A 13776-nucleotide genomic window follows, 5' to 3' on the forward strand; every position below is an offset into this window, starting at 1 on the left:
TCCACCACTTCCTCACCGTGGTTAAACAGTGAAATCAAAAATACGGACGCTTAGCTCAGTTGGGAGAGCATCGCCCTTACAAGGCGAGGGTCACTGGTTCAAGCCCAGTAGCGTCCACCATCCCTCTCAATATATCAATCTTTAGAAACACAACAATCTAACTATGTCTTAGTCGTTGTCACGTTAAAGCATTTTGGCTACTCCTACACCAAATCCAGCAATCATTATCAATAACCAGTACTGAAATTCAGCTACGAGCAGCTTCCATTATGCGATAGTCTCCATAAAGAACTATACTTAAGGTGTACTTACCGTGATATGGTAAGAAAAATAAGGGTTCTCATGTTTCAGAGGCTACTAATTGATGAAACTACACTTAGCTAGAAATACTAAGTTGTTAATTGCTGAAGACCAGGTGCTGGCGAAAAGCCATATGCACTATGCACTTGAGCAGTTAGGTTTCAAGAACATGAACTATGTTGATAGGCCCTCTCATGCCCTTTCGGCACTACAAGAACATGATTATGACGCCATTATCTGCTCTTATAATTTGCGCTCTGAACAAGGCGGTTATTTTTTACTTGAGCAACTAAACGAAACTCAATCACTACCCCTCACCAGCGCATTCATCTTCACCAGTGCAGATACCTCAGCAGAAGTCGTACACGCCATCATAGAGTTACAGCCGGATGAGTTTATCGCTAAGCCCTTTTCGGTTAACGAGTTAGACAGGCGACTTTCCAGGGTTTTATCAAGGAAAAAAGCGCTAAAGAATATCTATTCATTCATGGATAAAAAGGACTACGAAAAAGCCCTGGCCGAGGTTGAGTTCTTTCTATTGCAGCCTGAGCAAGCCGAACACTTTCCGCTAGCGATGAAGATTAAAGGCGATTTGTTGATTATCACAGAAAGGTTTCAAGAAGCCGTAGCCTTCTTTGAATCGATAATTAACGTTCAAGATTTTAGCTGGGCAAAAATGGGGATCGCGAAGAGTCTGTTGGCGCTCAATGAATTGGACGATGCCGAAAGAGAAGTTATCCAGTTAGCAATGCGACCTGACTCTGCGCTTGAGGCCTATGATTTACTCGCCAAACTGCAAATTAAGCAGTTAGCTTTTGACGAAGCGCTGGAGTGTACATCGCTGGCGTGCAATATCTCACCTCAAAACATTGCTAGACATAAGTTAGCGATAAATTTAGCGCGGATCACCCATGATTACGAAAGTCAGTTTAACAGCGCTAAAAAGGTGGTCCGCTACGCGAAAGACTCTATCCATGACAAGCCAGATATTTATTTAACTGCCGCAAGAGCGGGTGTTGATTTTGCTATGACATCTGAGCCCGAACACGTAAACAGCATAGTTAAACAAACTAATGAGTATTTGCGACAGTTGAAAAAGGCTCACCCGAAAGCAGCCTTAAACGATGAGCTGACGGTGATTGACGCGCGTCTTCATTATTTGAAAGACGACACAGTGAAAGCACAAATGCTGTTGTCAGATTTTCACACTGATCATGCCCAACACCACTCCACAGAAGCCTTGCTTGATAGAGCCAAAGCCCTTCATGAAGTAGGAATGAAGAAAGAGTCCCTTGCGATTTTAGACGCCATTTCCTCAAGGCAGGATGAGGAGAACGATGAATTAAACCTCATGGCCACCTATTTAAAACAAGAGAAAGAAGAAAAAGAAGCGATTACGCTAAGCCCTAAAATACTTAACAACACCGCCGTTGCGCAGTATAAACGAGGTAATTTAGAACAGTCTTACACAACATTTGCTCAAGCGTTCCGCGTCATGCCTAAAAATCCCTCTATTGCGCTTAACTACCTTCAAGCAATAGTAAGGGCCCGAAAAGCTAACGCGCCTATGCTTCCCGACACCCTTTCGGCCATCAAAAAATGTAGAGAAACACTCGAGTCGGCAGCTTTGTCAGAAGATCAGTATTCTCGCTACGAGAACGTAAAAAGCATTCTAAAGAGCGAATGATAACGTCAGTCATTCCCCTCGCCCTTCTTATACCAATACGATTACTTAATTAGAGTAGACGACTACTGTCTCGTGATAGAGTTTGTCTTTATACTCAAGCTCGTGACTAAACGTCATCCCTAGCTTTTTCATAATATTGATAGACGCACTATTTTGCGGGTTAGCAATAGCAGAGAACTTTTCAACACCTATATCATACAGCGCTTCTTTAACAGACTCCGCAGCCTCTGTTGCGTAGCCCTTGCCCCACGTATGGCGCTTAAAACGCCATCCTAGTTCCATATTGTCACTTTCGGGGTGTTGAGTAAAAAAGCCAAAGGGTCGAACTAAAATCCAACCAATGCTTTCCTTTTCGACTAGCGTTTCCACGCGCCACAGTCCCCACCCTAGAGCTGGATTGGAATAGGCTTGGAAACGAGGAACAAAGATTTCCCGAATATCTTCCTTAGAAGACTTCTTGCCACCGTTGATATATTTCATGACAAGCTCATCTTGGTCGAGCTCCCATAAAAAGTCTGCGTCTTGTTCGGTGATATAATGGTAGGAAAGACGCGCACTGTCCTTGATATGCATATACTTCCTTTATCGTTATTATTTTTAATATACTTACACCGCTGAATATAGCTCATTTTTACAACAAACCAAACTTATTCGATGTATTTATTTTGCCCTACATTTTCCTTTAACGTAGAGCCAATTAACTAGCCTCCCAGCATGGCAAGGTGCTTGGTTGCCCCTGTTTTACCTTCATGCAAATAGTGTGTTTCGTGTTTTTGACCCAGCACATCTTGTAAAAAAGCGACCACTTCATCCACATTTCCAGTGGCAAGAAGATGTCTCATGTCTATCCCATTTTCACTAAACAAGCATAGGTGAAGCTTTCCTGGGGCAGAAACACGTAGTCGATTACAAGTTTTACAAAAATCTTTGCTGTAAGGCATGATTAAGCCAATTTTACCGGCATAGTCAGGGTGGTAAAACTCTTGCGCTGGCCCCGCATCTTTTCTACGCAACAAAGGCTGCCAGCCCATGTCTAACAACGTACTTTTTAGCGGCGTACCACTTTGATGTTGCTTATTGAAAAACTGATTTAAGTTGCCTGTCTCCATTAGCTCTATAAACCGGAGCGTTACTGGCATATCTTTTAGCCAAGCAAGAAACCTATGAAGACGGCTATCTGAAAAATCGTTGAGTAAGACAGAGTTCACTTTCACGTCTAAGCCGGCATCAATCGCTGCGTCTAACCCTCGAAGTACAGCTTTAAGCTTGTCTTGTCCTGTTATAGCGGCAAACTGACGGGGATCTAAACTGTCAATACTTACATTTACTTGGTGTAACCCTGCTTCTTTCCACTGATGCGCAAACTTTTCCATTCGCGCTCCATGTGTTGTCATCGCTACACGTTCGATACCAGGCGTATTACTTGTTAGCTGTAAAATATCAAGAAAGTCTCTTCGCAGCGTTGGTTCGCCGCCTGTTAGGCGCACTTTCGACGTACCTAGCTTGGCGAACGCTTTGAGCAAGGTATCAATTTCGTTTAGCGTCATAAACTGATCGCTCGTCGGGCCTTCATATCCGTCTGGCAAACAGTACTGACAACGAAAGTTGCACGCTTCGGTCACTGACAAACGTAAATAATGAAACTGTCTACCGAAACTATCTTCTAACAAACTAACTCCTTAATCCTGTGCTGCTTAGTCATTCAATTCACGGCTTTCTCAATCTAACAAAAGCCAGTAAAACATTGAGTGAATAACAAGGTAACTAAATTAAACTACCTCTAGTGTACGCGCGGAGAAACCAAAATTAAACACATTCATCGCTATAAATAAGACCATTTTAATCTCTAGCCTATTTCAAAACGTACTTCAAAAAGCGAAAATCGCCCTACACGAGCAGGTTAGCTCAATATCTATTACAACGTTTACGAAAAGCGATTTTTTAAATCAGCGCGTTCATAACACTGTAAACACAATAATAAAGCACACTATAAAATGAGAAAAAACCGTTTTCCTACCAATGTCGACGAACCTGTTAAATGGCACGTTCTCTCACAGCTTTGGCCTTATCTCCTAGAGTTCAAGCACCGTGTATTTCTTGCTCTACTCTGCCTAGTAGCAGCAAAGCTTGCCAGCATCGGCCTACCCTATGTATTGAAATACACCGTCGATAGCTTAAATGGCGACCTAACCACGCTTGCATTAGCGGTACCTATCAGCCTTATCGTTGCCTACGGAACACTGCGTTTACTGAATGTTTTGCTCGGCGAAGTACGCGACACGCTATTTGGTCGGGTTACAGAGCGTGCCATGCGCCGCCTTGGCCTAAAAGTCTTTAAACATTTGCACAACTTAGACTTGGGCTTTCATTTAAATCGACGCACAGGCGGATTGTCACGAGATATAGAGCGCGGTACCAACGGCGTAAGCTTCCTCATGCGTTTTATGGTGTTTAATATTGTTCCTACCCTGTTAGAGATCACTCTTGTTGTAGGCTTACTCTTGTTTCAGTTTGGCGTATCTTTCGCGTTAATTATTGTAGTTAGCGTGGTGGCTTACATTGGCTTTTCGATGAAAGCCACGGATTGGCGCACTCGCTTTGTTACTCAGATGAATGAAGCTGACTCGACCACCAATTCCCGGGCGGTAGACAGCCTGCTAAATTTTGAAACCGTTAAATACTTTAACAACGAATCCTTTGAAGCCAATCGCTACGACACGGATTTAGCTGCATGGGAAAAGGCACGAAGAAAAAACCGCTTGTCGCTATTTGCATTGAATGGCGGCCAAGCTGCCATTATCGCTATCGCCATGACATCTATGATGGCAAACGCTGCCTTTGGCGTCATGAATGGCGAGATGACCATAGGTGACTTTGTATTGATAAACGCCTTCACCATGCAAATTTTTATGCCCTTAAACTTCTTGGGGTTTGTGTACCGTGAAATTCGAGGGAGCCTTGCGAATATCGATAAACTGTTTGACCTTCTCGCCCAAACTCCGGCCATAAAAGATGCCCACGACGCTACGGAATTAACCTGTGCGAACCCCGCACTGCGATTTAACAATGTCCATTTTGCATATACTGAGAAACGACAAATACTTAACGGCTTAAGCTTTGATGTACCGCCAGGCTCAAAAGTAGCGGTAGTGGGTGAAAGCGGCGCGGGAAAATCAACGCTGATGAAACTACTCTTTCGGTTTTATGAGCCTCAACAGGGCGACATCACGATAAATGGAAAAGACATCACATCGGTTACGCAACAAAGTCTGCGTTCACATATCGGCATTGTCCCTCAGGATACGGTGCTGTTTAACACTACCTTGCTGGAGAACATTCGCTACGGTAACCCTGACGCCAGCGATGAAGACATTAAACAAGTTATCAAACTCGCGCATCTTGAAGCATTTGTAGAAAGCCTACCTGAAAAGCTAGACACAACGGTAGGTGAGCGAGGCCTAAAACTTTCTGGTGGCGAAAAGCAGCGCGTTTCTATCGCAAGGGCCTTACTTAAAGGCGCGCCAATCATGATTTTTGATGAAGCCACCAGCTCGTTAGACAGCACGTCAGAACGCGCGATATTAGCGGCCCTTCGCGACGCTGCTAAAGGACACACCAGCTTAGTCATCGCCCATAGACTGTCCACAATTGTTGATGCCGACAAGATCCTTGTACTTAAAAACGGTACCATTGTAGAGGAAGGGACACACACTTATTTGCTTGAGCAAGGTGGTGAATACGCAGCACTATGGCAAGCACAACAACGTGAAGATGAAGACCTCAACGAAAATCCCAAGACAAAAGGTAGTCAGTGAATGGACCCAACGCTTATCAAAGCCGCTATTAACCAAGTGATGCCCTTTGGCAAATACGCTGGAAGACGCCTATTTCATTTACCTGAACCCTATTTGGTCTGGTTTCACAAGCAAGGCTTTCCAGAAAACAAGCTTGGTGAACAGCTCGCTTTAATGTATGAAATTAAGCTAAACGGCTTAGAGTCTGTTGTAGAACCGCTATTAAATGACGACTAGCAATCACAAGGGGACTCAGCGTCCCCTAATGGCAAAATGAGTAAACTCTAACCACACGAAGATTTATGTTAGCAAGACCCAGAAAGCAACGTCGAAGTGACGTAAACGAACGTATCAAAAAAATACACAATGCCATTGCCGACAAACTGATGTTGCAACCAGAACTATTTGAAGAAGTCGAAAAAACATTAGAAACCCGTTATCACAACAAAATGATGCGCTATGGAAGCTACCTTCTTTGGAAAGGAATAATTGAGGCTCGCCATCAACCAGACGTATTTAAGGCGCTTCTTTTGGCTGACGACGAGCGCACAGCCAACCTAAGAAGAGAAACCATCTTCGTCGGTATTTTAAGTGAAGATGAACGAGCCGCTGTTTTTGCAGGTTAACCAATTGCTAGTTTAGCTTCTGGGTATTTAATGCGGCTTATTCGAGGGCTGGCAATAAAATAAGCCAATGTTAAAGGCCCTAATCTACCCGCGTACATCAGTAAGATAATGATCAACTCACCACTGTTTGACAGCTCGCCAGTTAACCCTCTGGAAAGACCCACGGTTCCAAGAGCAGAAACCGCTTCGAAAACGATATCCAAAAAGTCAGCTTTTTCTGACATTAATAAAAGAAAAATAGCTATCCACGTAATACCTATGGAAATCATCGTAAGCGCTAGCGCTTTGCTGATAGTGTCATTTGAAATTGTTCTGCCAAAGAGTCGTGGTGCAGCTCCCCGCTGAATATAGTTGTATGCGGCAATGATCAAAACGATGAAAGTCATCAGTTTTATACCGCTTGCGGTACTCATTGAGCCCCCGCCGATAAACATTAACAACAACATTAATGCTGTCGTTGGATCTTCTAACGATGCTATATCCAGCGTATTAAAGCCGGCTGTTCTTGGAGTAACGGCTTGAAACCAAGATGCCCATAATGCGCTTTGAGTATCGAGGTTCGCCAAGGTTGCAGGATTATCACTTTCAATAACAAAGATAAGCAAAAAGGCGGTTACATTGACAATTAGCGTACCCAATATCATTGTCTTGGCATACACAGAGATACGTTGCCATCTGCGCTTTTTATGAAGCTCTATCCAAACGGAAAACCCGAGACCACCAATAATAAATAATGCAGAAATAGTGATGTTGATAATCGGGTCTCCCACATAGGCGGAAAGACTATCCCCACTAAGTGCAAATCCTGCGTTGTTGAACGCAGAGATGGTGTAAAAAAACGCGTGAAATAACGCTTCACTTACTCCTTTTTCCTGCATCCAGTAGGCCGACAGAATACAAAAACCCACTAACTCAACGAAGAAGGCAAAAATCAGTACCGACTTTGCTGTAGATACAAGTGTTGATAAATCTGTTTGATTAAACGCCTCCTTCACTGCCGATTGCTGCAAGAAACTTATTTTACTTCCTAAGGCAATGAGCGTGACGATGGCAAACGTCATCAACCCTAAGCCCCCCAGCTGAATTAAAACCGCAATCACCGCTTGTCCAGCAGTTGTAAAAACAGATCCGGTATCGACAACCACAAGACCCGTTACTGTCACCGCCGATGTGGAAGTAAATAGGCTTTGGATCCACGAGATGGGCTCATGAGTCATCATTGGTAATTTTAGGATAACGGTGCCTAAGAAAATCACCGCCACAAAGCTTAGAGAGAGAATAAGAGGCGGCCCTACCTGAATTTTATTGATACCTCTAGGCGAGCGCTCTATAGGTCTATAGCCAGGATCCCATCTGTTCATTGTGCTAGCCTAGGCGCTATTTTAACAAGGTTCTCTCTATGGCCGCAGAGAATAACGGTATCTTTCGAAGTAACTTCAAAGTCTAACGATGGATTATGATGTAGCTGGTGACCTCGCTTAACTAACAAACAAGAGACCTGCCCCTTTCCGACGGACAGCACGTCTTTTAAGCGCTGTGAAGAAAAGTGATCGGACAAAATAACATCAACGATATAAACGCCGTGTCCTATACCCAAGTAGTCATTCACCATTGGGTAGTTAAGCGCTTGCGCCACCCTTGCTCCCATCTCTTCTTCAGGATGAATAATTTTCGACACACCCAGCTTGGATAAAATAGCGTGGTGAGCAGAGCTATTAGCTTTCACCCAAATATTGGCTACGCCCAAGTTTTTTAGTGCTAACGTACACAGTAAGCTAGCTTGCATATCTTCGCCAATAGCGACAAGCACGGCTTCGCTCTGACACAAGTTTAATTCCTTGAGCGCACGCTCATCACTGGCATCACACACAACGCACTGCGTAAACTCACCTGCATACTGTTCAACCAGCTTTTCACTTTGGTCAATTCCTGTAACAGTGTGCCCCATATGAATTAACTCTAAACTGGCCGTTAAGCCAAACTTGCCAAGCCCAATTACACTAAAATGCGACATTAATTAGCCTCCGGTTTATCAACCGCTATTCGGTAGCCTTGTTTAGGCATTGTCTCTATTAAATCTTTCTCGAACGGATCTATCTTCTTTCTTAGCTGTCTTACAAGAACGCGGATGTAGTGGGTATCTTCACTGTGATGTAGCCCCCATATTCTTCTTAACAATTCTTGCTGACTAATAAACGCCCCAGGCTGTTTTGTAAGCTCGTCAAGAAGCTGAACTTCTTTTGGGGCGAGCGCGATAACTTCGCCTTCAACGAGCAGCCGTCGCTCGGTAATATCCAACGCTATCTTGCCAATCTGTCGTGTGGGCGATGTGGGCTCAACCACAGGATTGAAGTCTCTTAGCAGTACTTTCACACGGGTGACAAGCTCTCTGATCCCAAAAGGCTTGCTGACATAGTCATTGGCACCCCGGGACAACAGGTCGACTTTGTCTAACTCCTGATCTCTTGCAGACAACACGAGCACTGGCAGGCGACTAGATTCTCTTATGCGTTTAAGTACTTCACTCCCCTCACCATCAGGTAACCCTAAATCGAGTATGACAAGGTCAGGACGGTGCTGATTAAACAATGACAAAGCTTCTCGAACCGAAGCAGCTTCAACACAAAGGTAGCCTTCTGCACCTAGCGCAATGCTCAGCATCTGACGAATATTCGCATCATCTTCAACAAGTAGAATGGTGTGGCTCATTGCGCTAATCCCTTTTTGGAATTGTGATACTGACGAGAAGGCCTGGTGTGGTATTCGACAGCTTGATAGCACCACCATGGGCGTGAACTATGCCTGCTGCTACGCTTAGCCCTAAGCCAATGCCGCCTTTTCCGCTATCGCTGCGACGACTGGTTTGAAAAAGCTGTATTGGCGCTTGTAGCTGTTCATCGCTGATCCCTTCGCCTTTATCGGCTATTTGAAACTTAAACTCTCCATCAGAGCGGCTAACCATCAGCAATACACTGTCATCGCTGAATTTAAGGGCATTATCAATTACGTTAAATAAAGCTTGTTCAAACAGTGATTCAGACACAGTTATACCGCGACTGTCACTGTTGTTGATCACTTTTAGTCGACCACTGTTAATACGACTTTCAAGGTTAGCTAAAAAGGCAGTCAGGTTTACATGGGTTAAATTTAGCGCTAACGCGTTATGCTCAATTCGTGTGGCTTGAAGCAGGTTCTCAACGTAAACATAAAGGCGTTTACCTTCATCGTGAACCCCTTTTAACAGTGCCTGTCTCTCAATGTCATCAAGCTTGTCTTGATATGTCATATAGGTTTCAACAGAACCGATAATGGTAGAGAGCGGCGTACGCAAATCGTGGGACACAGATCGCAGGACACTAGATTGTGTTTTAACAACCTGTAGTGCATGTTGTTGAGAATTGACGTAGACAGCAAGCTCGCTAATGAGGATGGCTACAATGATGAAAACGACAAAATTTATGCTGTCTTCAACTTCTGCAATTTGAAATGAGTGCAAAGGCTCGGTGAAAAAATAATTAAAGCTCAGTGCTCCGGCTACCCCTGCAAGCAAGCCGTAAAACCTTGAGGTCGTTAACGCCACAATGGCACACGCAAGCTGTAGTATGAGCAGAATACCGCCAAGCGGCAGTAACCAGTTACTAAGTGCTAAACACCCTAAAATAGCCACAGCCATAATAAAGAGTGTATAGAAACCGTGTTTAAATTGGGTCATAGGTCAATCGTGTTTACTTCAACACAATGAGCATATCAACCTAACCTCAAATATACGCGTAAAATTTAGGTAAAAAAAACGGCATCTCAATGATGCCGTTTCTTCAACTTGCCAATGCGATGTTGGTCACTTTAAGCATTACGCAAATGATCAGCCACCAAGAATGCCATTTCAAGTACTTGGTCTGCATTTAAGCGCGGGTCGCATTGCGTTTTGTAGGCTTGCGCTAAGTCTTCATCGCTAATTTCATAAGCACCGCCAGTACACTCCGTTACGTGCTGACCGGTCATTTCAAGGTGAATACCACCTGCGTGAGTACCTTCTGCTTCGTGAGCTTGGAAGAACTGCTTAATTTCTTTCAAAATTGCATCGAAGTTACGGGTTTTATAACCGCTAGATGCCGAGAACGTGTTGCCGTGCATCGGGTCAGAACTCCACACAACGTGTCTGCCTTCAGCTTTCACTTTACGCAATAAGCCTGGCAAATTGTCGGCTAAATTATCGGCGCCCATACGCGTAATTAGCGTTAAACGACCTGGATCGTTTAGCGGGTTAAGCGCATCAATCAAACGAATAAGCTCGTCTTCTTGCATGCTTGGCCCCACTTTCACACCAATTGGGTTGTGAATGCCACGGAAAAACTCAACGTGCGCATGATCAAGTTGACGGGTACGCTCGCCAATCCACACCATGTGAGCCGAACAATCGTAAGGCTTACCGGTAAGGGTATCGATGCGTGTTAGCGCCTGCTCATAGTTCAACAGCAATGCTTCATGCGACGTGAACAGTGAGGTCTCGTGCAGCGTAGAACTGGTTTGTGCGTTAATACCAATAACATCCATAAATTCAAGGGTATCTTGAATACGGTTGGCCATATCAGAATAACGCTCTTTAAGCGGATTGTTTTCAACGAACGCCATGTTCCAGCGGTTAACTTCATGAAGGTCGGCCAAACCACCTTGCGCGAACGCGCGAAGTAAATTCAGGGTTGACGCACTGCGATGGTAGGCTTCCAACAAACGGTCAGGATCTGGTCGACGGGCCGCTTCGGTAAATTCGAAGTTGTTGATGATATCACCACGATAGCTTGGCAAGGTCACGCCATCGCGGGTTTCGAAATCTGATGAGCGCGGCTTGGCGTACTGGCCTGCCATACGGGCAACCTTAGTTACCGGACAACGACCAGCAAAGGTAAGCACAATGGCCATTTGAAGAATAACTTTAAAGGTATCGCGAATTTTAGGCGCATTAAATTCGTCAAACGACTCAGCACAGTCGCCGCCTTGTAAAAGAAAGCCTTTACCCAAGCTGACTTCACCTAGCTGGCGTCTAAGCTCACGGGCTTCAGCAGCAAATACAAGCGGTGGATAAGAACTTAATGTTTGCTCTACTTCTTTTAAACGTGCTTTATCGTCGTACTCTGGTTGCTGAAGAATAGGTTTATTTCTCCAACTGTCTACTTGCCAATTACTCAACGGTGTTCTCCTGAATAAAAAACGTAGGGCAAACGTTTTACTGAAAATATTTATTGAAGCTAGATGCTTCGAATAAAAAGACTGTAACGCGCTTAACAGTGCGTCTGTAGCGCTTTTTTCTAATCAGTCTAATGTGAAAATGTGAATCTAAAAAATGCTGGGGGCACTTTACCACATTTATTCTAGGGAAATAGGTGCGCAAACTTGAATTTCTAGAAAGTTATCGTGCTTGCTTATAGCAAAATGGCATTCAAACACACTTTCTAAGTTTGTTTGCGTGGCCACCTCTTGTGGCTTACCGAACGCTACCATGCGACCTTTTTGCATAAGCCATAAACTATCGCAATAGTTGGCACTAAGCGCGATGTCGTGAGACGTCATAAGTAGGGTATTCCCTTTATCGCAAAGGAATTTTACCAAACTAGCCAGTGCATATTGATGCCTTATATCAAGTCCTTGCAATGGCTCGTCTAAAAGCACTACCCCCTCTCCGCGCTCTAGCTGCGGCCAAATTTGCAAAAGCGAACGACAAATCTCAACTCGCTGACGCTCGCCGCCAGAAAGCTGGGTGACAATTTGGTTCAAGAAACCCGATATTTCGAGTGCTTTTTCTAAAACCGGAGGAATTAGTTCATCTTGCTGTGCTGTTGCATAAAAGCTTAGGTATTCTTTTACCGACAAGTGAAAACCACTTTCGCTTTGTTGCGCTAATAAGGTGCGCACACTCGCAAGTGTTGCCAGCGACCAATCGTTCATTGGTTTGCCTAGCAGCATGACGGTGCCCTCATCAGCGTCAATAAGACCCGCAAGGGTAAGCAACAGCGTTGATTTCCCTGCCCCATTTGGTCCTATAATGTGAACGCACTCGCCTTTTTTTGCACGTAAACCTTCCACCGAAAGTCGCGATGCTACTTTTACATTCTGTAAGCTTAAAACGGTACGACTATCTGCTAGGTTATGGCTATTCGCTGGGCTATTGCTATCCGCTTCGCTTGGGCTTTCTCCTACACCATTTTTGCTGCTGGTGTTTTGCTTTGTGTTAACACCAAGTGCGGCATGGCCACTTGTATTTATTTTTACATCGCTGGTCGAAACTGGGCGTTGGTAGGTAGTACTATTGTTTGTCGTCATTTCATTTCCCCCTTCACTACCCTTTTATTTGACCTTTTGCTAATGCCCAAATTAATAATGGACCGCCTAACGTAGCTGTTACCATAGACACCGGAAGCGTAATGGCACGGGTCATTTCAGAGCTTAACGCAACCAGCATCAGCAGACTTGCACCACTTAATGCACTTAACGGCAACAAATAGCGATTATTATGCCCGATGATCAAACGTAAGATATGCGGTACTAACAAGCCAACGAAAGCAATAGAGCCTGCCATAGACACCGCAGTACCTACAGCAATAGCGCAGACAATGAGTGCGCGCTCAGTGAGTTTCTCCACATCCACACCACTACTTTTTGCTGCAAGTTCACCGGCATAGAGCTTGTTTAAATCGCCAGCGAAATAAAGCTGTAATGCGACAGCAACAGCGATTAACGGACCACCCACTGATAAAATTAACCAGTTAGTTTGGTACAAACTACCCATTAACCAGAAAGTAAGATTGCGCAGGGCATTAGCGTCGCTGAACATGTAAAGCCACGCTATAACGGCGCCGCTAAGGGTAGAGATGGCAATACCCGCTAGAATAACAGCCGTAGAGGAGCCCAACAGTTTTCTTGCTAAGCGGTAGATAATAAATGTAGATAACAACGCACCAATAAAACATCCCAAAGGCAACAAATAGTGTAGGTACGCTGTAGCCCATTGTGGGGTTAGCAGTAGCAAAAGCGCAGCAACCAAGCTTGCGCCACTCGTAATGCCAATAATTCCCGGGTCTGCCAAAGGATTTCGCAGCACTACTTGCAAGGTAGCTCCACTTGTAGACAGTGCCGCCCCTACTAAACACGCAGTAAGAATAAGCGGTATTTGAAGCTGAACAATAATATGCTGTTTTAGTTCAGCCGCCGTATCAGACAGCCCTGTCACGCCAACAATCCCTACCACACCTATGACGAGTGACAAAAGTACTGTTATTACAACCAAAGTGACGGCGGTGCGTTTAGTTCCTGTCATTGTCAATACGGGTTCTCAAGGTGGGCTTTCGAGATGGTTTATCAATATGATTTGCGT

At 44.5% G+C, this 13776-nt stretch carries 13 protein-coding genes and 1 tRNA gene; 5 read left to right on the forward strand and 9 right to left on the reverse strand.

Translation table 11 applies throughout. The features are described from left to right. The first annotated feature begins 44 nt into the window (after positions 1-44). Positions 45-120 (forward strand) — tRNA-Val (locus tag WA381_RS13475). A 244-nt stretch (positions 121-364) separates the two neighbouring features. Further along, positions 365-1987: a response regulator gene (locus tag WA381_RS13480; protein ID WP_101563950.1), complete on the forward strand. Its 1623-nt coding sequence runs from the start codon at positions 365-367 to the stop codon at positions 1985-1987. 45 nt (positions 1988-2032) lie between these two features. On the opposite strand, the gene WA381_RS13485 is transcribed toward WA381_RS13480, so the two are convergent. Both WA381_RS13485 and moaA read right to left on the reverse strand, forming a co-directional pair. After that, the gene (locus tag WA381_RS13485) at positions 2033-2560 is read right to left on the reverse strand and encodes a GNAT family N-acetyltransferase (RefSeq protein WP_014948922.1); all 528 of its coding nucleotides are present in this window, start codon (positions 2558-2560) and stop codon (positions 2033-2035) included. A gap of 128 nt (positions 2561-2688) precedes the next feature. Then, positions 2689-3657: a GTP 3',8-cyclase MoaA gene (gene moaA / locus WA381_RS13490; RefSeq protein WP_156078142.1), complete on the reverse strand. Its 969-nt coding sequence runs from the start codon at positions 3655-3657 to the stop codon at positions 2689-2691. Positions 3658-3981: 324 nt separating this feature from the next. Here moaA and WA381_RS13495 point away from each other — a divergent pair, with 324 nt between their 5' ends. From WA381_RS13495 to WA381_RS13505, 3 genes are all read left to right on the forward strand, one after another. Then, positions 3982-5802, forward strand: coding sequence for an ABCB family ABC transporter ATP-binding protein/permease (locus WA381_RS13495; RefSeq protein ID WP_014948920.1), 1821 nt, complete (start codon positions 3982-3984; stop codon positions 5800-5802). Then, a complete protein-coding gene (locus WA381_RS13500; RefSeq protein WP_014948919.1) occupies positions 5803-6018 on the forward strand; it encodes a DUF3820 family protein in 216 nt (71 codons plus the stop codon). Between the two features lie 65 nt (positions 6019-6083). Further along, positions 6084-6407, forward strand: coding sequence for a hypothetical protein (locus tag WA381_RS13505; protein ID WP_014948918.1), 324 nt, complete (start codon positions 6084-6086; stop codon positions 6405-6407). On the opposite strand, the gene WA381_RS13510 is transcribed toward WA381_RS13505, so the two are convergent. The 7 genes from WA381_RS13510 to WA381_RS13540 all read right to left on the reverse strand — a co-directional run bounded on the left by WA381_RS13510 (position 6404) and on the right by WA381_RS13540 (position 13719). Then, positions 6404-7768, reverse strand: coding sequence for a TrkH family potassium uptake protein (locus tag WA381_RS13510; RefSeq protein ID WP_156086157.1), 1365 nt, complete (start codon positions 7766-7768; stop codon positions 6404-6406). The genes WA381_RS13505 and WA381_RS13510 overlap by 4 nt on opposite strands. Further along, on the reverse strand, positions 7765-8421 hold the full coding sequence (locus WA381_RS13515) for a potassium channel family protein (RefSeq protein ID WP_014948916.1): 657 nt from the start codon (positions 8419-8421) through the stop codon (positions 7765-7767). Before WA381_RS13515 ends, WA381_RS13510 begins: the two co-directional genes overlap by 4 nt. Then, on the reverse strand, positions 8421-9116 hold the full coding sequence (locus tag WA381_RS13520; protein ID WP_014948915.1) for a response regulator transcription factor: 696 nt from the start codon (positions 9114-9116) through the stop codon (positions 8421-8423). The genes WA381_RS13515 and WA381_RS13520 overlap by 1 nt, the downstream gene beginning before the upstream one ends. A gap of 4 nt (positions 9117-9120) precedes the next feature. Beyond that, on the reverse strand, positions 9121-10119 hold the full coding sequence (locus WA381_RS13525) for a sensor histidine kinase (protein WP_014948914.1): 999 nt from the start codon (positions 10117-10119) through the stop codon (positions 9121-9123). Positions 10120-10250: 131 nt separating this feature from the next. Continuing rightward, positions 10251-11594, reverse strand: coding sequence for a class II 3-deoxy-7-phosphoheptulonate synthase (locus WA381_RS13530; protein WP_014948913.1), 1344 nt, complete (start codon positions 11592-11594; stop codon positions 10251-10253). A 177-nt stretch (positions 11595-11771) separates the two neighbouring features. Next, positions 11772-12725: an ABC transporter ATP-binding protein gene (locus WA381_RS13535; RefSeq protein WP_014948912.1), complete on the reverse strand. Its 954-nt coding sequence runs from the start codon at positions 12723-12725 to the stop codon at positions 11772-11774. Between the two features lie 16 nt (positions 12726-12741). Next, positions 12742-13719 (reverse strand): FecCD family ABC transporter permease, encoded by a 978-nt coding sequence (locus WA381_RS13540; protein WP_014976065.1) that lies wholly within the window; start codon positions 13717-13719, stop codon positions 12742-12744. Positions 13720-13776: the final 57 nt, after the last annotated feature.

Origin of the sequence: Alteromonas sp. CH_MED4-4, assembly GCF_037029575.1 — a bacterium.
Taxonomy (GTDB): domain Bacteria; phylum Pseudomonadota; class Gammaproteobacteria; order Enterobacterales; family Alteromonadaceae; genus Alteromonas; species Alteromonas macleodii.